18 protein-coding genes and 7 tRNA genes are annotated in these 21,222 nt (G+C 44.5%); 3 read left to right on the forward strand and 22 right to left on the reverse strand.

The annotated features are described in order from the left end of the window. Positions 1–127: 127 nt before the first annotated feature. From KSZ58_RS17845 to KSZ58_RS17885, 9 genes are all read right to left on the reverse strand, one after another. Positions 128–1,234 (reverse strand): site-specific integrase, encoded by a 1,107-nt coding sequence (locus KSZ58_RS17845; protein ID WP_008817711.1) that lies wholly within the window; start codon positions 1,232–1,234, stop codon positions 128–130. 182 nt (positions 1,235–1,416) lie between these two features. After that, positions 1,417–1,492 (reverse strand) — tRNA-Phe (locus KSZ58_RS17850). A 3-nt stretch (positions 1,493–1,495) separates the two neighbouring features. Further along, a tRNA-Met gene (locus KSZ58_RS17855) sits at positions 1,496–1,572 on the reverse strand. Positions 1,573–1,612: 40 nt separating this feature from the next. Continuing rightward, a tRNA-Ser gene (locus KSZ58_RS17860) sits at positions 1,613–1,703 on the reverse strand. An 18-nt stretch (positions 1,704–1,721) separates the two neighbouring features. After that, positions 1,722–1,798, reverse strand: a tRNA-Ile gene (locus KSZ58_RS17865). Positions 1,799–1,810: 12 nt separating this feature from the next. Further along, positions 1,811–1,887 (reverse strand) — tRNA-Met (locus KSZ58_RS17870). An 18-nt stretch (positions 1,888–1,905) separates the two neighbouring features. Continuing rightward, positions 1,906–1,982 (reverse strand) — tRNA-Pro (locus KSZ58_RS17875). A 7-nt stretch (positions 1,983–1,989) separates the two neighbouring features. Then, positions 1,990–2,066, reverse strand: a tRNA-Arg gene (locus KSZ58_RS17880). Between the two features lie 184 nt (positions 2,067–2,250). Then, the gene (locus KSZ58_RS17885) at positions 2,251–2,610 is read right to left on the reverse strand and encodes an iron chaperone (protein ID WP_009270750.1); all 360 of its coding nucleotides are present in this window, start codon (positions 2,608–2,610) and stop codon (positions 2,251–2,253) included. A gap of 359 nt (positions 2,611–2,969) precedes the next feature. Here KSZ58_RS17885 and KSZ58_RS17890 point away from each other — a divergent pair, with 359 nt between their 5' ends. Further along, positions 2,970–3,113 carry a 2-C-methyl-D-erythritol 4-phosphate cytidylyltransferase gene (locus KSZ58_RS17890; RefSeq protein ID WP_198290057.1) on the forward strand — a complete coding sequence of 48 codons (144 nt, stop codon included), beginning with the start codon at positions 2,970–2,972 and terminating at the stop codon, positions 3,111–3,113. Next, positions 3,110–4,462: an IS4 family transposase gene (locus KSZ58_RS17895; protein ID WP_009270751.1), complete on the forward strand. Its 1,353-nt coding sequence runs from the start codon at positions 3,110–3,112 to the stop codon at positions 4,460–4,462. The genes KSZ58_RS17890 and KSZ58_RS17895 overlap by 4 nt, the downstream gene beginning before the upstream one ends. Before the next feature lie 120 nt (positions 4,463–4,582). Here KSZ58_RS17895 and KSZ58_RS17900 read toward each other — a convergent pair whose 3' ends face one another. From KSZ58_RS17900 to KSZ58_RS17950, 11 genes are all read right to left on the reverse strand, one after another. After that, positions 4,583–5,245 carry a V-type ATP synthase subunit D gene (locus KSZ58_RS17900; RefSeq protein ID WP_008817714.1) on the reverse strand — a complete coding sequence of 221 codons (663 nt, stop codon included), beginning with the start codon at positions 5,243–5,245 and terminating at the stop codon, positions 4,583–4,585. A gap of 2 nt (positions 5,246–5,247) precedes the next feature. Continuing rightward, the gene (locus tag KSZ58_RS17905; protein WP_008817715.1) at positions 5,248–6,690 is read right to left on the reverse strand and encodes a V-type ATP synthase subunit B; all 1,443 of its coding nucleotides are present in this window, start codon (positions 6,688–6,690) and stop codon (positions 5,248–5,250) included. A gap of 12 nt (positions 6,691–6,702) precedes the next feature. Beyond that, positions 6,703–8,454: a V-type ATP synthase subunit A gene (locus KSZ58_RS17910; RefSeq protein ID WP_008817716.1), complete on the reverse strand. Its 1,752-nt coding sequence runs from the start codon at positions 8,452–8,454 to the stop codon at positions 6,703–6,705. Between the two features lie 34 nt (positions 8,455–8,488). Further along, positions 8,489–9,085, reverse strand: a complete 597-nt coding sequence (locus KSZ58_RS17915) for a V-type ATP synthase subunit E (RefSeq protein WP_009270752.1) — start codon at positions 9,083–9,085, stop codon at positions 8,489–8,491. Positions 9,086–9,095: 10 nt separating this feature from the next. Next, positions 9,096–9,404, reverse strand: a complete 309-nt coding sequence (locus tag KSZ58_RS17920; protein WP_008817718.1) for a V-type ATP synthase subunit F — start codon at positions 9,402–9,404, stop codon at positions 9,096–9,098. An 18-nt stretch (positions 9,405–9,422) separates the two neighbouring features. Then, complete coding sequence (locus KSZ58_RS17925) at positions 9,423–9,866, reverse strand: ATP synthase subunit C (protein ID WP_002609959.1); 444 nt, start codon at positions 9,864–9,866, stop codon at positions 9,423–9,425. Positions 9,867–9,880: 14 nt separating this feature from the next. Next, complete coding sequence (locus KSZ58_RS17930; protein WP_008817719.1) at positions 9,881–11,803, reverse strand: V-type ATP synthase subunit I; 1,923 nt, start codon at positions 11,801–11,803, stop codon at positions 9,881–9,883. A gap of 14 nt (positions 11,804–11,817) precedes the next feature. Next, positions 11,818–12,864, reverse strand: a complete 1,047-nt coding sequence (locus KSZ58_RS17935) for a V-type ATPase subunit (RefSeq protein WP_008817720.1) — start codon at positions 12,862–12,864, stop codon at positions 11,818–11,820. 39 nt (positions 12,865–12,903) lie between these two features. Next, a complete protein-coding gene (locus tag KSZ58_RS17940) occupies positions 12,904–13,215 on the reverse strand; it encodes a hypothetical protein (RefSeq protein WP_008817721.1) in 312 nt (103 codons plus the stop codon). A 797-nt stretch (positions 13,216–14,012) separates the two neighbouring features. Further along, the gene (locus KSZ58_RS17945; protein WP_008817722.1) at positions 14,013–15,269 is read right to left on the reverse strand and encodes a cation:proton antiporter; all 1,257 of its coding nucleotides are present in this window, start codon (positions 15,267–15,269) and stop codon (positions 14,013–14,015) included. A 414-nt stretch (positions 15,270–15,683) separates the two neighbouring features. Then, the gene (locus KSZ58_RS17950) at positions 15,684–16,637 is read right to left on the reverse strand and encodes an RluA family pseudouridine synthase (protein ID WP_009270753.1); all 954 of its coding nucleotides are present in this window, start codon (positions 16,635–16,637) and stop codon (positions 15,684–15,686) included. A gap of 208 nt (positions 16,638–16,845) precedes the next feature. Here KSZ58_RS17950 and KSZ58_RS17955 point away from each other — a divergent pair, with 208 nt between their 5' ends. Continuing rightward, the gene (locus tag KSZ58_RS17955; RefSeq protein WP_175627780.1) at positions 16,846–19,191 is read left to right on the forward strand and encodes an ATP-dependent DNA helicase; all 2,346 of its coding nucleotides are present in this window, start codon (positions 16,846–16,848) and stop codon (positions 19,189–19,191) included. A gap of 308 nt (positions 19,192–19,499) precedes the next feature. Here the strand turns inward: KSZ58_RS17955 and KSZ58_RS17960 are convergent, their stop codons facing one another. Then, on the reverse strand, positions 19,500–19,733 hold the full coding sequence (locus KSZ58_RS17960; RefSeq protein ID WP_224720920.1) for a hypothetical protein: 234 nt from the start codon (positions 19,731–19,733) through the stop codon (positions 19,500–19,502). Positions 19,734–19,998: 265 nt separating this feature from the next. Next, complete coding sequence (locus tag KSZ58_RS17965) at positions 19,999–21,189, reverse strand: phosphopentomutase (RefSeq protein ID WP_009270755.1); 1,191 nt, start codon at positions 21,187–21,189, stop codon at positions 19,999–20,001. Positions 21,190–21,222 lie beyond the last annotated feature (33 nt).

A 21,222-nucleotide genomic window follows, 5' to 3' on the forward strand; every position in this document is an offset into this window, starting at 1 on the left:
CGAAAAAAGGGCCTAAAACCAGATTCACTCAAAAAGTTGTTTTCAGTGTACCCAAAATACAAAAATCATAATAAAAAAGGCTGTGATTTTCAGAGAAACACTAATTTCTCTTACTCGTCACAGCCCCCTATTTTTTGAATACATTATTGATGATTTGAATCATAGCATCTTCTGTTTCATTGAACAGGTGAGAATAGGTTTTCAGCACCTCTTCTACTGTGTTTCCGAGGCGATCTGCAATGGCCTTGATATTTGCCCCGTGGTTAATCAAAAGCGTGGCATGGGAGTGTCTAAGGTCATGAATACGAATCTGCGGCAGCCCTGCAGCATCAGCCACTCTGTGAAATCTTTTATTAAGCAGCTTCGGAATAATCGGCTGATCCATACCAAACAGAAAGCCATCCGCAGACGCTCCAGGGCATGAATCATACCATTCAAGATATTTCTTCATAATCTGAAGCTCCTCCTCCGGCATTTTTATGACCCTGTAAGAGTTTTTGGTTTTAGGAGGTGTTACTACATACCTCTGACCACTCACGTACTGAGAAACAGTCTTATTGACGCGTATCGTCCCCTTCACGATATCCACATCGTCTTTTCTATTCAGGGCGAGCACTTCACCACGACGCATCCCCATATAATACAGAGTGCAGCAGATCGTATAATACATGATGTCGTCCTTAGGAAATGCCTGTACAAAGCGTTTCCACTCGTCAGGAGTGTAGAACTGCATTTCTTCTTTCAACTCGTCAGGGCGCTTAAAATTGGGGATAGAAGAAACAGGGTTACGCTCAATAAGATTCTGTTTAACAGCAAAGCTGAAAAGCTTATTCAGATACGTTCTCATCTTGTTAACATACGACAGTTTGTATTCTGGAGTGTTGTAGCTTTCGATGAAATCTTTTATCGTTTTGCTTCTGATCAGGTTGATTCTCTTATCATATAGCTCATTCATCTGGTCAAACATGTATTTATCAGTGGCAAGCGTGCTTGATTTCGTACTTCCTTGCTTTTCCCGTAAATACATTTCAGTAAGCTCTTTGAATGTGATATTGGAAGCCCGCATCTGTTCCAGATCCTCATTGTACTTAGCTAGGAAGCTATCCTCAATTTTCATAGCTTCTTTTTTTAGCTTGCAGCCTCTTGCCACACGATGATAGTCTTTGAAGCTCCCATCCTCCAATTTCACTTTACCACGTATATACCACTTACCGTTTCTCTTTTCAACAGCCATGAAACACACCCTCTTTCCTATCTCTAATATCAGTATAGCACCTAATCAGAATATAAAAAAGTAGATTTTTTCGTCATGTTTTCGTCATTTTGGTGTTTTTCGTCATAACAAGCAATGCAGCAAAACATAAAAAAAGCCTTTAAATAAAGGGTTTTCTTTATCTAAAGGCTTGTTTTCTTAAATGGTGGTCCCGGTCGGAATCGAACCAACGACACATGGATTTTCAGTCCATTGCTCTACCGACTGAGCTACGGGACCATTTGGTTGCGGGGGAAGGATTTGAACCAACGACCTCCGGGTTATGAGCCCGACGAGCTACCAGGCTGCTCTACCCCGCGATGTTTAATGAGCTATTCTTTTTTTTGTTGAAGATTTAAATGGCGGAGGAACTGGGATTCGAACCCAGGCGCCAGTTTCCCGACCTACCGGTTTTCAAGACCGGACCCTTCAACCACTTGGGTATTCCTCCAGATGTTCGGTAACATAATGGTGGACCCTGTAGGACTCGAACCTACGACCCACCGGTTATGAGCCGGATGCTCTGACCAACTGAGCTAAGGGTCCAATTAGCAAAATTGGTGGCGGGGGCGAGACTCGAACTCGCGACCTTCCGGGTATGAACCGGATGCTCTAGCCAACTAAGCTACCCAGCCGTGTTTACAATTTTACAATGGTCGGGATGACAGGATTTGAACCTGCGACCCCTTGATCCCAAATCAAGTGCACTACCAAGCTGTGCTACATCCCGAAATAAATGGCGCGCCCAGCAGGAATCGAACCCACAACCTTTTGATCCGTAGTCAAACGCTCTATCCAGTTGAGCTATGGGCGCATCGTTTTTCGTTTTCTATCTTCACGCTGTTCTCATCAGCGCTCATATATAATACAACAGAAAGACCATTTATGCAAGACTTTTTTTGAATTTTTTTCGTTTTTTTTATACAGATGCAAAATAGCCTTATAAATAAAGGACTTGTGCCTTTTTCTCCGATTGCTTTCACTCCTCTTTTGCAGGATTAATCGTGTGTCTCATTATATTCTTTACAAAAAATCAGTATTCTGCGAATCAAAGCAAGCGGCAGTTTTTCATGCAGCGGCAGATGAATTGCCGTTTTAGTACATTTATAGGAAGCAAGCTCCTCCTGAAATTCACGAATAGCATCATTCCCCGGATAGAAGCCGATATAGCCCTTGCACTGCCCCACCTGCACCAGATACCCATGATACAGAAATGTTGGCAATCCCCAGCTGATTTTCTCCTCTGCATCCGGCACCAGCTCTCTGCATATTGAAAGTATGTCCTGTATGCGGGCGCGATACTCCTCGTCACATCCCTGTACATAGTCCTGTATTGTCCGATACGTAGCCTTTACCATATATTCCTCTCCTTTACATGAACACGTTTCCTTATACCTCTATCTCTATCTCTATCTCTATCTCTATCTCTAGTATAGCACAGCATCAAAAAAAAGAGCCGCTAAGTTGCGGACTCAATGTCATCAACTTAAGGTATCTTGACAAATGTGTGGTTTATTGTATAGAAAACGAAAAAAGGTGAAATGATTACCTAAAATGGGTATCTATTTCACCTTTAATTATGCTATAATTGTAGTGTGAAATGAAAGGATGATTACACATTATTTAATATATATCTCAATTGATTTGTAGTGTGTATGATGGTGCTGTTATGTATGTGAGAACTTGGAAAAAAGGATCCAAAATCTATGCCAGTATTGTGAAATCTACTAGAAATGGTACAAAAGTTTCTCAGGAGACTGTTGCTTATCTTGGAGAAGTCACTTTTGATCAGATCCCTTATCTTAAAGCTGCTTATGCTAAGAATAAACCATTATTGGTTTATCCGGAGGAGTCCTTATGATGTCGTGTGAAAAATCTTATCTAAACAGGATTCATAGAACCGCTTTTCTGCTCGATACTGAATATATTGATATTATCCGTGGAAATAATCAAAATGCTTATACGAGAAAGAGAAAAATCCTTTTGCCTCATATCTTTATGCAGATGCTTGCCACAACCGGAAAATCACAGAAGAATGAAATTTCTGATTTCATTGAACAAGTTGATGAAAATATAGAAATATCTCAAACAGGTTATTTTAATGCGCGGATGAAATTTAACCCTGATGCCCTTCGTACAATTCTCCATGATATCAACAGAGATGTATATGCAGAAAAGAAATTATTAAAATTAAATGATTATTATATTATGGCGATTGCTGGAAGCGATTTTTTGATACCTAAATGGAGAGATAATAAAGAGGTTTGGAAAACAAAATTGCACGATGGTGATAATGATCCTGTGATGGGTTCTGCTTCCAGTATTTTTGATGTCATTAATAAATGTATTATAGATATATCTATAAATTCGTATAAATACAGTGAGAAATCAAGCGCAGAAGATCATTTGGGTTATGCACGAGATATCTTACCTCAAGGATCAAAAATGGTTTGTATATTTGACAGAGGATATCCTTCTATTAAGCTGATCGATCAGATGTTAGAAAGCGGTCAATATTTTGTCTTTCGATTAAAAGCAAATGATTTTAAAAGGGAATGTGAAGAACTTCGTGATGATGAAGATGATAAATGGATTGATGTCATATATGATAGATTGCGGAGTAATCACTTCCGTGAGGATAGATCATTTCGGATAAAACTTATGAATACTACCTACCATTTACGTTTTGTGAAATTCCAAATCGTACTCAATGACGGAAGAACAGCTACAGAGATATTATTGACAAATCTTTCTGAAACTGATTTTGATACAGAAAGTATGAAGGAACTGTATCATCTGCGCTGGGACATAGAAACCTGCTATCGCTCCATGAAGTCACAATTAAAGATGGAAGAATTCTCAGGTTATCGGGAACAATTGATAAAGCAGGATATATACGCATGTGCATTAGTATACAATGCTGTATCTGATATCGTATGTTCAAAAGAAAACTTAAGTACCATACAACAGGAAAGATATAAATATGAGATGGCATTTAATAGAAATTATGCTAGTGGAAAATTGAAACACTATCTACTGAAGATATTTGTGTATTATGATCATCCAAAGCTAGCCAAAAAAGCATCAGTAAAAATGGATAAAGAGATGATGCGTCATCTCTGTCCAATACGCCAAGACAGAAATAGCATATATAGCAGACAGAAAAAGCGATTGAATAAACATAGAATGACTTATCGTTATTCTTATTGATGTAGTGTGAAATAGTATGATAGTGCCAAATTCGTGTTTTTTTGCGCACTTATTTTTCAAAAAAAAGTATCCTCTATAGGAACATATTGATTGTTCTCTATACTGAATACTCTTTTTTTGTCAAGATACCTTAAGTTGATGACATTGAGTTGCGGACTCTTCAGCTTTTCTTCGATCCTTGGTTGCCTTGATGACCTTCTGACGGGAAAACTCCTCCCGCTCCTTTTCCTCAAGTGCATCCGTTATGAACTTGATATTATGTTCAAAATCCGGAATTACGATGTTCTTCAGAGCATTGGCACGCTTCTGCGCCTTGCGGATTGCATTCGCAAGCCGATAGACACTGTTCTCCACCTCTGCCAGAATCACTGTCATTTCCTTAACCTTATAGAAACAGCGGTAAGCATAATCCAGCTTGGAATTCGCATGATCCAAGCCGTATGTCAGCTTATACTCCTGCTTATCATATTGAATCTTTGGAATCTCCACACCCATGACGCTTCGATAACTGATATGAATACCGGTATCCACCGGCACTGCCTCTACCAGATCACTGATGACTCCCAGAGACATATTCGCCTGCTGCAGGGCATAGTACGCCTTCTGATACGTAATTGTAATCTTATCACGCAGCAGCTTTACATCATCCATAAGCGACATCATTTCACGCGTCAGGATATTCCGTTTCCGATCCATCAGCTCATAGCCCATATGAGCCAGATCATTTGATTTCTTTGTCGCAATCAGATTTCCTTTGGTAGGAAACACCTGTTTATTGGCCATAATCAGTTACCCTGAGATGCCAGTTCCTTGATGATAGGCCCACTCTTCAGGCCAAAGCGTTTCACCGCACGTTCATGATCGTAGTACACTTCAAGAACCTCGTTGTCTACACGGTCAAGCTCTGCACGCGGCAGGACACTGAGCAGATCCCAGCCCAGATCCAGCGTTTCTTCAATACTGCGGTTATCATCAAATCCCTGATTCAGGAAATGCTCCTCAAATAACGTACCAAAGGACATATACTGCTTGTCGACATCACTCAGCTCATCCTCACCGATAACAGAAGCCAGACTTCTGGCATCCTGCACCTTCGCATAGGCTGCGAACAGCTGGTTGGAAACATCTGAATGATCCTTTCTTGTAAAGCCTTCACCGATGCCATCCTTCATCAGACGTGACAAAGAAGGCAGAACACCAACCGGCGGATAAACACCCATCTGGTTCAGATTACGATCCAGTACAATCTGCCCTTCGGTAATATAACCGGTAAGGTCAGGAATCGGATGGGTAATATCATCATTGGGCATGGTCAGAATCGGAATCTGTGTTACAGACCCTCCGGCACCCTTGACAATCCCTGCTCTTTCATACAGCGAAGCCAAATCAGAGTACAGATATCCCGGATATCCTTTACGTCCCGGAATCTCCCCCTTACTGCTGGAGAATTCACGAAGCGCCTCGCAATAGGAGGTGATATCTGTCAGAATAACCAGTACATGCATATCCTGCTCATACGCCAGATACTCTGCAGCGGTTAAGGCACAACGCGGTGTCAGCGTACGCTCAATGATCGGGTCATTGGAAAGATTGATGAACATAACAACCTTTTCCATAACCCCTGCTTCCTCAAAGGAGCGTTTGAAATAATCCGCAACGTCATTTTTCACACCCATGGCTGCAAAAACGATACAGAAGTTCTTACCATCCCCTTCCGATATCTTCGCCTGCTTAACAAGCTGAACAGCCAGCTCATTGTGCGGCATACCGGATCCGGAGAAGATCGGCAGCTTCTGCCCGCGAATCAGCGTCGTTAAGGCATCAATACTGGAAATACCGGTATTGATATAGTTTCGCGGATATACACGGGAAACCGGATTCAGCGGCTGTCCGTTGATATCCGCACTTTTCTCGGCATAGATTTCTCCCAGCCCGTCGATGGGCTGTCCGCTTCCGTTAAAGGTTCGCCCCAGCATCTCGCGTGACAACGCCAGCTCCATCGGCTTTCCTGTAAATTTTGTTTTTGTGTTTTTCAGGGAGATTCCATTGGTTCCCTCAAACACCTGAATGGCAGCTTTCCTGCCCTCCAGCTGAACCACTCTTCCCAGACGTGTCGTTCCATCTCCGCACTTGATTTCCACCATCTCTTCATAGCTGGCGTTTTCCACGTTATCCAGGAAGACAAGAGGTCCGTTAATTTCACTTAATCCTACATATTGAAGACTCATGCACTTTCCTCCTTACGCAACCTGTGAGACAGCCGCATCAATCTGTCGGAAGTAATCATCCAGCAGCTCGATGTGGTCATTCGGCACATCGTATTTCATTTTGGTAACCTTGTCGAAAATACCGGAAGCCACAACCTGACTCATCGGTTTCCCCTGTGCTACCAGATCCTTGCATTTCTTATATAAATACAGAATAACATCCATCATTTTCATTTGTTTTTGTAAAGGTACATACGTATCATCCTTATGGAACGCATTCTGCTGCAGATATCCTACCCGGATGACCTTGCAGATTTCGATAACCAGCTTCTGATCCTCCGGTAACACATCGCTGCCGATCAGTTTTACGATTTCCATCAGCTTCGCTTCCTCTGCCAGCAGACTCATAATTTCCTGACGGCTGCGCAGAAAGCGCATATCCACATTTTTATTGTACCATTTCGTTAAGTCTGTCACATATTCGGAATAGCTTTCCGTCCAGTTGATGGCAAAATAATGACGCGCATAGGCCAACTGTTTGTCCAGCGCCCAGAAGCAGCGCACAAATCGCTTGGTGTTCTGAGTTACCGGCTCAGAGAAATCAGACCCCTGCGGTGATACGGCACCGATGATGGATACCGATCCCACCTGATCATTCAGTGTCTTCATATAGCCGGCACGCTCATAGAACTGTGAGATACGACTTGGCAGATAAGCCGGAAAGCCTTCCTCGGCCGGCATTTCCTCCAGACGTCCACTGATTTCACGAAGCGCCTCCGCCCAGCGTGATGTGGAGTCTGCCATGATGGCAACATGATAACCCATGTCACGATAATACTCTGCCAGTGTCAGACCGGTATAAATACTCGCCTCACGTGCCGCAACCGGCATGTTGGATGTGTTGGCGATCAGTACGGTACGATCCGTCAGCGGGCGATTGGATTTCGGGTCGATCAGCTCGGAGAATTCCTCCAGAACCTGCGTCATCTCGTTTCCACGCTCACCGCAGCCGACATAGACAATGATATCGGCATCACACCACTTCGCCAGCTGATGCTGCGTCATGGTCTTTCCGGTACCAAAGCCGCCCGGAATCGCTGCCGTACCACCCTTGGCAATCGGGAACAGGGTATCAAAAATACGCTGTCCGGTAATCAAAGGCACACTGATCGGTAATCGTTCCGCTACAGGACGTGCCGTTTTGATCGGCCATTTCTGTACCAGTGTCAGCTCATGAAGCTTATCCTTTTCATCCTTCACCTTCAGGATGCATTGATTGATGCTGTATGTTCCGTTCTCTGCCGCTTCCACAACCGTTCCATACAGGGTTGGCGGAATCATGCAGCGATGCTCGATCAGATCCGTTTCCGGAAGCGTCGCAAAAATCTGCCCGGGAACAACCTCATCCCCTACAGAAACCTTTACCGTTACATCCCATAAGACCTCTTCATCCAGCGGTGCCACATCGCTTCCGGTCGCAATAAAGGCTCCGGATTCCTTTGCGATTTCCTTCAACGGACGTTCAATGCCGTCAAAGATATTACGCAGGATACCAGGCCCCAATGTTACAGAAATCGGACTGCCCGTAGGCTCGACTGGTTCTCCCGGCTTTAATCCTGTTGTGGATTCATACACCTGAATCGTCGTTGCCTCTTTGCTGATGGAAATCACCTCTCCCATCAGACGTTTATGACCGACATATACTTTCTCCAGCATGGAGAAGTCGACTGCATTTTGGACCTTTACGACTGGACCGTTGATGGAATATATAACATTTTCACTCACATTATCACCTCAATCATACGGTTTCGTATGCAATTTATTTTATAAACAATCCGGAGTTCGTATAGAACCAGTCTTTCTGTTCATCGATGCCGGTGTCAAAGGTTTCATCTACAACGATTCCTTTTTCCTCACATTCCATGCGAAATCCTCCAAGCAGAATATCTGCATCGCATTTCCCCTCACAGGGCTTTCCATACGCCTCACAGATATCCTTCAAAACAGCCTGATCTCTGTCTGCGACATAAAACACAACCTGTTCATAACCCAGCTGTGCCAGATCAGAAGCTTTTTTCTTTAAAAGCTCTACATAATCCTTACGGATGGCAAATTCCTTCAGCTGCTGTTTTGCGGCCCTGAATACCGCATCGGTAAGCTCACGGCGTTTTTTCATAAGTCTGCGATTCGTTTCCTCATGTGCCTTGCTTAGCCGAATGGCATGCTCGCTGGCCATTTCCTTCAGCTCCTGTTCTCTGGTAAGTCCAGCCTCACGTTGTGCTTCCAGCTCCAGGCCCTCCATGGATTTTTTTCGGATTTCATCTATTTCCTGTTCAATACCGGCAATCTCGATGTCGCTAACTCGTTTTATCTCTTCCTCAAAGTACTGCTCCAATTTAATTTTGTCATCTAGCATAGCAAACACCTCATAGTTTCACACCGATTGCCTCGGATACATAGCGGTCAATGGTCTCTCCGATCTTTGCGGAGCCATGACGGTCGGGAATCTCGACAATCAGCGGTTTCTTTTGTTTCAGTTTTAATTCAGAAATAACCTCGGGGCAGGTTTCGATCAGCTTTGTCGTCATTAAAACGATAGCTATATCCTCCATATGCATCACACGCTCCAGCTCCTCCAGAACCTCATGACGCTCATGGACAACCACCCCTTCGATCCCTGCCAGACGCATCCCCATCTGGGTATCGATGTTATCACTGAGCAGGTAGAATTTCACGAATGATCACCACCCGTATTACAGCTTCATGAAGATAATGAAGATAGAGATTAGAAGACCGTAGATAGCAACACCTTCACCCAGGGCAACGAAGATCATGGATTTACCGAAGTTCTTCTCATTTTCAGAGAATGCTCCGATTGCGGCAGGTGCAGCGGCAGCAACGGCGATACCTGCACCAAGTGCGGAAAGTCCGGTCGCAAGTGCAGCGGCGATAAAGCCCAGACCCTGACCGATGGAGCCGGCCATTTTCATTGTGACATCATCAGCACCTGCAGCATAAGCCTTCGTAGCACTGAAGAACACTGTTCCCAATACGATTGCAAAGAAGAAGCAGACGTGCGTAATCATACGGCGTTTTGCTACGGATACACTCTTCTTTCCACGGAATACATTCACCAGCGGTAAAGAAATCAGCGCGATCAGAATAAGCGGTAATAAAAGTTCAAACATGTTTAACATGATAGTTCCTCCTTTTAATCATTCAGTGATTTAAACATAATACCGTTCCCCGTGAAATAACGGGAAAACATTTCATAGAATTCCAGACGAAGCACCTGGATTCCGACGATCATACCCTCCAGACACATGACGAAGATATTACCGAGAATCATCACGATCCATCCGGCACCTCCGGCCATGTCCATAATCAGCATAACAGCCATCATCATACCGGCATGTGACAGGACGAAGCCGCCGACACGCAGGTAGGAGATGGTATTGGTGATAAAGGACAGACAGATTTCAAACAGCTCGAAGAAGCTTTCCACAAAGAAGCCTCCAAAGCCATCCGGAAACATCTCCTTTTTCTCCATTTTTCTTTCCAGTGCCTCCTTCAGGAAAATCAGTACCAGCGGTACAAGCAGAAAGACAATGGCAAATACCGGATTGGTGATGACGCTGACTCCGCTCAACAGCTGATAAGCGCCTCCTCCAACCAGGGAAATATAGAAGACAAGTCCGGCAATCCCGTTCTGTGAAAAGAACAGCTCGCCGTAGTTTTTGTTTTTGATCTGCAGATACAGATTGATGCCGATACTGATTACGATTAAAACAGCTCCCAGCCCCACTGCCATGACAAGCAGTACGGGAATGAAATTGCTGGTCATAACCTCAACCGGCTTCTCAGATAGACCAAATACGGTCTTATACAAAGGATTCAGCAGCTCCTCGTTACCGAATACAGAACCGTATACAATACCGAAGATACTGGAGAAGATACCGATACGCATACCGATTTCCCCAAGCCGCATCCCTTTCCATTTATAAAACAGATATCCGACCAGGATCAGAACAAATCCCTGTCCCAGGTCTCCAAACATAATACCGAACAGAAGTGAATACGTAAACGCTACAAAGGGCGTTGGATCGATTCCTTCATATTCGGGAGTGCCATACATTTCTACAAACATCGAGAAGGGCCTGGCAAACCACCCATTCTTTAATTTGGTCGGAGGCGAAAGTCGCTTGTCGCTATGGGCAGGCCTGACTTCGATTTCCACCTCCTTCAAATTCGAGAATGATTCCTTCAATTTTGGCACATCTTCTTCAACCACAAAACCTGTAATGGAAAATCTTTCACCGAGACCCAGTACATATTTTCTGGCTTCAAAGGTATGGTTTATAAACTCCAGTTCCGCCTTGATGTCAGCGAAATTGTCAATGCATTCCGCCTTCAGAGCTTCAATGACTTCATTGACATGCTGCAACTGCTTGAGATCGTTGTCGATTTCCTCCTGCAGATTCTCTTTGGCCTGAATCGGATTTCCATGGACGAATTCCGGAATACGGATACGTTCAAAGTACAGAGAGGAGAAAATATTGTCCACATCTCCCTCGTATTTCGCGGTTGTGAAATATACACACCAGCTATACGTATCATCCGTACTGAATGACTTGAATACAAACGGGCGGTTGCGGTAATACTGCAGCTTTTCGACACTGTCGATCGGCAGTCTTCCGAAACGAATCTTGATATACTTGCATTCAAACAGATCATCCAGATTCAAATCAATGCTTTCTATATTGCGGACCTGCGTCAGCGCATCGCGGTTTTCCTGGATAACAGTCTCCAGCTCGCGGCGTATTGCAGCCCCGTTTTCAAAGCGCTCGTGGATGGAATCAATATACTTGCGGATGCCTTCCAGATCATACGCACCGTTTTTTACGTCCTTCACCGGAAGCGTCATATCCATGTCCTGCAGCACCTCATTGAAATGCGTCAGTACATCGGTTATCGGGTTTTCATCACTCAGCGTGGTAAGTCCGTGTACACTGTCCACAAACTTACTGGCCGGTTCCGGATGAAAGTAATCCAGTTCCACGAATTTCAAAAGTACATCGTTGAGATATTCATTATCCGCAAGGATGTTGACCAGTTTCATTTTTGAAATTGCCATGAACATTCTCCTTTCTAGTAGATCAGCATGCGCTCCATATCCTCAATGGATACATGATAACGCACACCTTCAATAATATTGATGATATTTTCCAGCTCACGCTCTGCGGTATACAGATAGCTGGAATATACCAGGGGGGCATCGAGAGAATAATAGATATTCTTCTTTGCCAATGCATACAGAAAGGAATCGGTATAGTGTTCGATATATACATAATCCTTCTCCATATCCTCAATTCCCAGACGATACGTGCTGCTTTGCAGCAGCTTGATAAATGCACGCGCATTCGGCTGTGCAATCAGCTCTTCCACAAATGCGGCGGACAGATGCTCATGCACCGGTACCAGCGATTCACGAATGACATCCTCACGGGCATTGAAGTATTTTTTGTAGCGGTAAATCTTTTCAATGTTGCTAAGCTCAATCTGGGTTGCGAAATACTGCTTGACTGCTTTTCTGCTTTTTCCCTTCAGCGTTTTGTCAATCACCTGAAAGGTATGGGTGTAATGCTGCATCTGCAGCTGTGTTTCAATCTTTGTATAGTCAATATCATTTTCCTCACCCTTTTTCACACGGTAAGGAAGCAGTACCGCATAATACATCGTATGCTTTAAAACATCCAGCAGCTCATCATAGCTATGAACATTCCCCAGCCGCAGCAGATCAAAGCTGGTGTACGACTTTAGAAAGATAGGAAATTCCGCAATGGCAGCTTCATACTCCCGGGAAATCAGTACCCGGATACGGGACAGAATCAAATCGATTTCAATCTGCTGCATATGCAGCCGGTAATACGGCTTCATGGCCGCATCCGCATAACGGTATAATTTCATGGTTTTCTTGAAAATTTCCTGTCGCAGGATACTTTCCAGCTGACCTCGGTGAATATTGTTCTCACGCACATCCTTCAGGGCAGCGGCATAGGAGGTCTCATGCTTCAGGTAACCGGCGATTTCCGCCACGCTTTTCTTATGCAGCAGCTCCTGATACATTTCTTCACTCAGCGCTTCCCCATGCATGCTTCTGGCCTTCGCCACAATAACACCTTCTGCCATACTCATATACACATCACCTCCCAACGTGTACAGGCGAACACATAACTACATCGCCAGTGTTCGTTTTACAATCTGTGAAACCCACTCCTCCTTATGCTCCTCATATTTCTGCTGGAGAGCATTGAGCGATTCCTCATAGGCTGCTTCTTCCTGCTGCATAGCATTCTGCAAATCCGCATCCATCTGTTCGCGCTTCTTCGCTATACAGTCTTCTGTTTCCTTTCGATACTTTTCTCTGATTTCCATACTCTGGTCCTGTATCAGATTCTGGATATTGTGGCGTTCCTGCTGTTTCTGCTCAACACGCGCTCTTGCCTGCTTGTCGGCATCTACGATTTTACGAATGATTTCTTCCAAAAAACGACACCTCCTTTATCCTTATTATATCACCGATTCGTTTGGCCGTTCACCAAACTTCTAGAAGTATACACCTTTTTATTTTGGTGTGCAAGCAAAGATTTCACTCCTTTTTATTATAAAATCGGTTCCGCAAAACCCCTGTAAAAATTGCGGTTTTCCATCCATTTTTCGTGTATTTTTTACCTTATGAAAATTTTGTAAACAAAGCGATACTGAAACCCCTTTTTCTGTACACGGCTGTTGGTTGTTGTTTCTGATTTAAAATACTGTTCAAGGGCTGCCTTCGTACATGCTGTTCCATATTCCATAATTGAAAATTTCAATTATGGAAAATATAAACAAAACATAAATTCTCTAAATTTTTCAGCTGCTCATAAAAGGAATACCTCCTATCACATATTGCGGACGGTCTGCACCATGAAAGAGGCACAACTGCACATCAGCTGCAAAGAGGCCTTCCTTTCCATACCCTCTTCAACAAGGCATCAACCGATTCGAAACTTACCATTCTTTATATGGTGATTCCATACAGAAAGACATACCTCATCTGCCCTAACGCATATCAGCTTTGCAATAAGCAAAAAAAACAGGCGACTATAATGTCTTGCGCATAGAATATTTAAAGCTGTATATCCGCAGAATACAAGAAAAAAACAGACCTTATCTGTACGGATAAAATCTGCATATTTGAATCCATGAATGTGATCCTCTATATTTATATAGGAAAGCAATCCTGCAATTTGGAATCAGGTGATTATCCAATAGTTCGCAGCTTTGGCAGCTTTCGGAAGCAATCAGCTCTGTTCCAGCACCTTTTGTGCCAGCTTTTCATTCTGTTCAATCTTCTCATAGTCCTCAATCAGCTCCGAGGATGCATATACATCCGGGTCATTTTCACGATCCTTGAAAACAATTTTCAACAGAATCGGGGTTATCACAGTTGTCAGTACAACCATAATGATAATCGGGCCGAAAAATGCCTCATTCATCAAGCCAACCTTCATCCCCTTGCTGGCGACAATCAGAGCGACCTCACCGCGGGATACCATGCCGATGCCGATTCGAAGACTCTGTATGTTCTCATACCGGCACAGCTTCGCCCCCAGACCGCAGCCAACGATCTTTGTCAGAATTGCCAGAACCAGAAGCAGTACCGAGAATATCATAATGCTGGTACTCATTTCCGGCAGCACAACCTTCAAGCCAATGCTGGCAAAGAACACCGGGGAAATCAATAAATAAGACAGGGTTTCAATACGCATCTGCACATAATTGCAGCGGCTCGTACCACTGATAATCAATCCTGCGATAAATGCACCGGTGATATCCGCAACCCCGAAGAAGGCTTCCGCAACATAGGCAAACAGCAGACAGAAGGCAAAGCTCAGAATAGAAAAGCGGCGGTGTACCTTTTGATAACGGTCAAACAGCTTTTCGATACCCTTACGTGCAAATATACCAACGATAACAGCCAGCACGAAGAAGGCAACGATTTTCAGCATAACCTCTGTTAGCTGTACGGATGTATCCGCCATACCGGTAATGATGGTCAATGCGACAATTCCCAAAATATCATCTATCAAAGCCGCCCCAAGGATGGCATTGCCGCTCGGTGTGGACAGCTTTCCCATCTCCTTCAGCGTTTCCACTGAGATACTGACGGAGGTTGCCGTCAGAATGACGCCGATAAACATGTTCTGCAGAAATGCTGTAGGCTCCGTATTGAAGAAGGATGCCAGCACATAACCGGCAATCAGCGGAACCAGTACACCGATAACGGCAATGACAAAGCTGTTTCTGCCGCTTTTCTTCAGCTCGGATATATCTGTTTCCAGACCGGCGGAGAACATCAGTACGATAACACCGATTTCCGCAATATGATCCAGGAATTCCGATTCCTGTACGATATTAAAGCATGCCGGCCCCAGCAGCAGTCCTGCAACCAGCGCCCCAACGACCTGCGGCATTTCGATTCTTCTTGTCAGCAGTCCGAATACTTTCGTACTGAGCAGAATCAGCGCCACGTCCAGCAGGTAACGATAAGATTCCATAAACTCTCTCCTTTTATTTTCAACTTAACTGATTATACACCCCTTTTTCATAAAAGCAAGCGATTTCATTCAAATTCTATCCGGTATTTATTTCCAGTGCTGCGATTCAATGATCAACCAGACAGTGTATATATGAAATAACATACGTTTCTAGCACAGGCCGCAGTTTTCATAAAGGTCATGATCCTTTGCCAGTCATTTTATTGCATACTGTTTCCTGCCAGTATCTGTGCATGAAGTTCTATTAGAATAAGTCTTGTGCATGCGATTTTACATGAAGCAAGTGAAGATGGGGGGAATGCTACAGGTTCTGTGGGTACACCGGTCTATTTTACGATTTTCAAAGGACCGTATCTATCCGATAACGTCCGGCTCGTATCTTTGAAAGAGTCAAAGGCATGCCGTTATACCATTTCAAAACGGTCTTGCGATATCCGCAAACTGCCGCTCAATATCGGTATCCTGCAGCTCGAATGCTCTGCCGTTGAGATACTGCAGACAGCACGCATCCCCCTGAAAATGAAATGCCACATGATACGCACAGAGTGCCTGATAAGTCTTCTCTTTTGTCTTCCTCGCCCCGTATTTTACATCGCCCAGCAGAGGATGTCCCAGCCAGCTCATAAGAGCTCGAATCTGATGACTTTTACCGCTGTGCAGCTCCACCTCAACAAGAGAGTAGCGCTCTGCCTCCTGCAATACACGATAGCCTGTTTCCATGCGGGTATAGCCTTCCCGCTCACGATCGATAACCTCCGCCGTATTTTGCTCATTCTTTCGATGATACAGCACGATATGATCCTGCTTTTTTTTCAATTTCCCCTGTACGATACACAGATATTTCTTTTCCACCTGACGAAGTGCGATTTTTTCACTCATGCAGCGAAGAGCCGCAGCTGTTTTAGCCGCAATTACCAGCCCCTGCGTGTTTCGGTCGATACGATGGCACAAGGCAGGGGTAAAGCTTTGTTCGGTGGTTGGATCGTATTCTTTTTTACAATACAGATAATGCAGCAGGCGGTCTGCCAGATTATCCTGCACCTCACTGGTGTCACTGTGTGCGCGAAGTCCCTTGGGCTTGTTGATCAGCAGAACAGCATCATCCTCATAGACCACATCCAGTGCATTCGGGACCTGTAGAAAGCTGCGCATGGTTGCTACTTCATAAAACTCCTCGGGGATATAGCACTGCATGGTGTCTCCCACCTGCAGTCGCTGGGAAATCTCACAGCGTTTCCGATTCACCTTGATTTTCTTATTCCTTATATATTTATACATCAGGCTCTTGGGCATGGTCTTCATCGTTTTCTGTATAAACTTATCCACCCGCTGATCCGCATCGTTTTCATTGATAATGAATTCTTTCATACACATTCCTCACCTTTCATGATATCAATTCACAGCAAATCCCTGATAGATGCTGCAGGCTTTCAGAACAGATCCTATGCAGTATCCCCACGGAGACAGCATTTTTCCATGAATTGTTATCTTTTCCCTGTATATTATACCGTACTTGCATTGCATAATCATAGAAAAACGACTAAAATTACAGTACAGAAGTGATACAGGAGGAGGGATGCGTGTGTATCGATGCAAAATGTCCGTGCGCGCTCTGGTAGAATCGGTATGGATCGGCGGTGATCTGGTATCCACAGCGCCATCCATCGAACGGGCAAATCTGGGTAGCCGTATTCATCGCATGCTGCAGCGCTCTGCACAGGGAGACTATGAAAGCGAAGTATTTCTGAAGCTGTCCAGTGAACTGGATGATATCCTGTTTGAAATTGAAGGCAGAGCGGATGGTGTTCGCAAGGAGGACGATCAGGTGACGATTGAGGAAATCAAAACAACCGCGATTCCCTTTTCCGAATTGAACGAGCCCGTCATGGTCCATCTCGCACAGGCCTATTGCTATGGCCATATGTATCTGGCTGAGCACGTTGCTCCCTCCATTCGCATCCAGATGACCTATTATCAGATTGATACCGAGGAAATCAAGCAGTTTGACGAGGAGAAAACACGGGAGGAGCTGGCGGCATTCTATATGGATACGCTGCGGCGCTATGTGAAGTGGGCAGCACTCAGCAGAGATTTGAAAATCAGCTCTTCCAGAACACTGAAGGAGCTGAAGTTTCCGTTTCCGGATTATCGCAGCGGACAGCGTGACTTTGCAGTCGCCGTATACAAAACCATTCTGGATCGGGAAAAGCTGTTCGCCTCCGCACCAACCGGTATCGGAAAGACAATTTCCACCCTGTTTCCGTCTTTGAAGGCAATTGGAGAGGGTAAGGCGGAAAAGGTATTTTATCTGTGTGCGAAAAATGTAACGGCCACAGTTGCCTATGATACTCTGCGACTGCTTTACAAGCAGGAGGTATCCTTTAAAAGCGTGGCAATCACAGCCAAGGATAAAATCTGCTTTCAGGATGTGCGCAACTGTGACCCCGAGGTATGTCCCTATGCAAAGGGCTATTATGATCGCTGTCAGGATGCCTTGTATGAGCTGCTGCAGGAAACACAGTTCATCGATCGTGAGGCCGTTGAAAAAAAAGCAAAGGAGCATTTGATCTGTCCCTTTGAGCTGAGCCTTGATGCAAGTCTGTATGGGGATGTGATTGTCTGTGACTATAACTATGTATTTGATCCGCGGGTGTATCTGAAACGTTTTTTTATGGAAAAGGGAGACTATATTTTTCTGGTGGATGAAGCACACAATCTGGTGGATCGTGCCAGAAGCATGTACAGCTGTGAGCTGAATAAGTCGGCGTTTCTTGCGGCTGCCCGCAATATCCCAAAGCAACGCAAGCCGCTGCATGCGGCACTGCGCGCTGTCAACCGTGAATTCCTGCGGTTAAAAAAGCAGTGCGAAGAGGAAGGACAGAATTTTATTCACCAAAAGGATCCAATTTCTTCCATCAGGCAGCGTCTGGCAGATGTGATTGAACAAATGGATATCTATCTGCAGAGTGAGCATGAAGATACCTGGGATGAAGAATTACGCGATCTGTATTTTTCATGCATAAACTACAACCGGATTTCCGAGTTTTATGATGAGGATTTTGTCACCTGTTATGAAAAGCAGAGCAGTGATATCGTACTGAAGCAGCTCTGTCTGAATCCGGCACATCCATTAAAGGAAACCTGTGCCATGGGACGAAGCACTGTCTTCTTTTCTGCGACGCTTTCTCCCATTGATTATTATCTCGATCTGCTGGGTGGAACAAGAAAGACCAGAAAGCTGTTTCTTCCTTCTCCATTCTCGGCAGAAAAGCGTAAAATCGTCCTGTGTGACGCCATTTCCACCCGCTATCGAAACCGCGATAGCTCCCTGCACCCGATTGCCGCTATGATTCACGCAGCGGTGCAGGCCAAAACAGGAAATTACATTGTTTTTCTGCCAAGCTATGCCTATATGAAGCAGGTTGCCCAGACCTTTTGTGAACAGTTCCCTGATATTCACGTATCCCTGCAGGAAAGCGGGATGAAGGAAGAAGAGAAGCAGCACTTTCTTGAACACTTCAATACCACACAAGAACTGCATGTTCTGTTCTGTGTATTAGGCGGCATGTTTTCTGAAGGAATAGACCTGAAGGGGGAAAAGCTGATCGGTACGATCATTGTCGGTGTAGGACTTCCGCAGGTCAATCCACAGCAGGAGCTGCTGCGTGAGCACTTTGACGAGGTTAACGAAACGGGGTATGCCTACGCATATCAGGTACCGGGGATGAATAAGGTACTGCAGGCTGCCGGCCGTGTTATTCGCTCGCACAGTGATATCGGTATCGTGTTACTCATTGACGAGCGCTTCACCACACCGTTTTATCAGCGGCTGTTACCAGAACACATGCGGCCGTTTCAAATTATCAATGATCCAACCCGTCTGCATGCGGCTGTAAAACAATTCTGGCAGCAAAACAGCTGATGTAGGCAGCCTGTATTTCCACCTTCAGGATCCTCTCTTATGGGATTGGAGCCGGCATCGTGATTTCACCGTGTATGTCTATCGCAAATTCTATTTTCCATCTAAAAATTTATTTGCCCCCTTCACAAATAAAGCATATCGTTTTGTGTGAAAGCAGGCTCTTCCTCATTCCAGACAGTATATATAAACGCTTTCTTTTCAAGGATTATCGAACAAAGCTGCAATGCTGTATATTTTTCAGCAGTTAAAGTATACAGTCTGATAAGCTTTTCATCCAATGTTCTATTATAAGCATCCTTGCCTGTATATCAGGAAATGGATGTCAACGCATCAACACACCTGCCGTTATATTTTTTACACGGCCTACATATATCATCATAGACGGTTAATTTTACATTGATTGTCGGATGATCGATAAGTTCATTTGCGACTTTATAGAAATCATGTCCCATGGGTTCATCCGGTATAAATCGTTCAATACCGGCACCATACAGCTTTATGATATCTATAAAATGATGCGGCTTGATGATAATTTCATCCACCCTGCATTCCTCCTTCTCCATCTCAGATTCCTATGTTTCTTAAATACATTTTATCACAGCGGACTATGAAAACCCATGCCCTTTCAGAAAACAGCATTCATAAGAATAAAATCGTAGTCTTTGTGTCCGCAGCAGCTAAAGCCCTGCCATTTAATTGTACGGATAGTTTCTTTTATACATAATAAAAAGGTATCAGCAGCAGAATTCCCGGTTTCATTCCTACGATCCTTCTCTGCAGATACCTTTTGGTGTTTTCGTCAGTACCTTATTTCAATTGTTTCAGACAGCTTGTTCCTATTGTGTTCTTCGGCATGGATACCTCAAAATTATCCGCAATCGTGGCTCCGATCATGGCAAAGGTATCACTTACCGGCAATAGTCCGTGTCCTTCCATACGCGGGCTGTATGCCAGAAACGGAACCATTTCCTTGGTATGATCCGTTCCCTTATAGGTTGGGTCATTCCCATGATCTGCAGTAATGATCAATAAATCATCCTCCTGCAGCTTATTGAGAACAACTCCCAGCAGCTCATCAAAGCGCTCCAGTTCTTCTCCATAGCCGACCGGATTTCTGCGATGTCCCCACAATGCATCAAAGTCAACCAGATTGACGAAGCATAAGCCGTGGAAATCCTGCTCCATGACCTCAATCGTCTGTTCCATGCCATGCACGCTGCTCTTGGATTTATGAGCCTGTGTAATGCCTTCACCATCAAAAATATCCTTGATTTTTCCAATGCTGATTACATCCAGTCCGGCTTCCTTCAGCGCATCCAGCGCTGTTTTCCCATACGGCTTCAATGCATAGTCGTGACGGTTGCTGGTGCGTTTGAATTCCCCTTTTTTACTTCCGGTATACGGACGCGCAATGACTCTTCCCACCATCCACTCCGGACGCATGGTCAGTTCTCTTGCGATTTCACAATAATGATATAAAGTCTCCACACCCATCGTTTCCTCATTTCCGCAAATCTGCAGAACAGAATCCGCTGAAGTATAGACGATCAGATCCCCGTTTTGTATTTCCTGCTCTGCCAGCTCGTCCAGAATCTCAGTTCCACTGGCAGACTTGTTTCCGATAATATGACGCCCTGTACGTTTTTCCAGCTCATCGATCAAATCCTGTGGAAAGCCGGTTTCCGTAAAGGTTTTAAACGGTGTCGTGATATGCAGTCCCATCATTTCCCAGTGTCCGGTCATCGTATCCTTGCCGACACTGGCTTCCAGCAGCTTCGTATAATAACCCAGGGGCTCGGCTGCCGGTGCCACATGCTTAAGCAGATGAAGGTTTGCCAGTCCCAGCTTTGCCAGATTCGGAATATGAAACTTCGGCATGCTTGCATCAATATGTCCCAGCGTATCACAGCCCTCATCATCATATTCCGCCGCATTCGGCATCGCACCGACACCGAGAGAATCTATGACGATTGTAAAAATCCTCTTATATGGTTTCATGTTAACCTCCTTGTGTGTTTTATTTATAACGTG

This window comes from Erysipelatoclostridium sp. DFI.2.3, from assembly GCF_019132535.1.
GTDB lineage: Bacteria > Bacillota_I > Bacilli_A > Erysipelotrichales > Erysipelotrichaceae > Clostridium_AQ > Clostridium_AQ innocuum.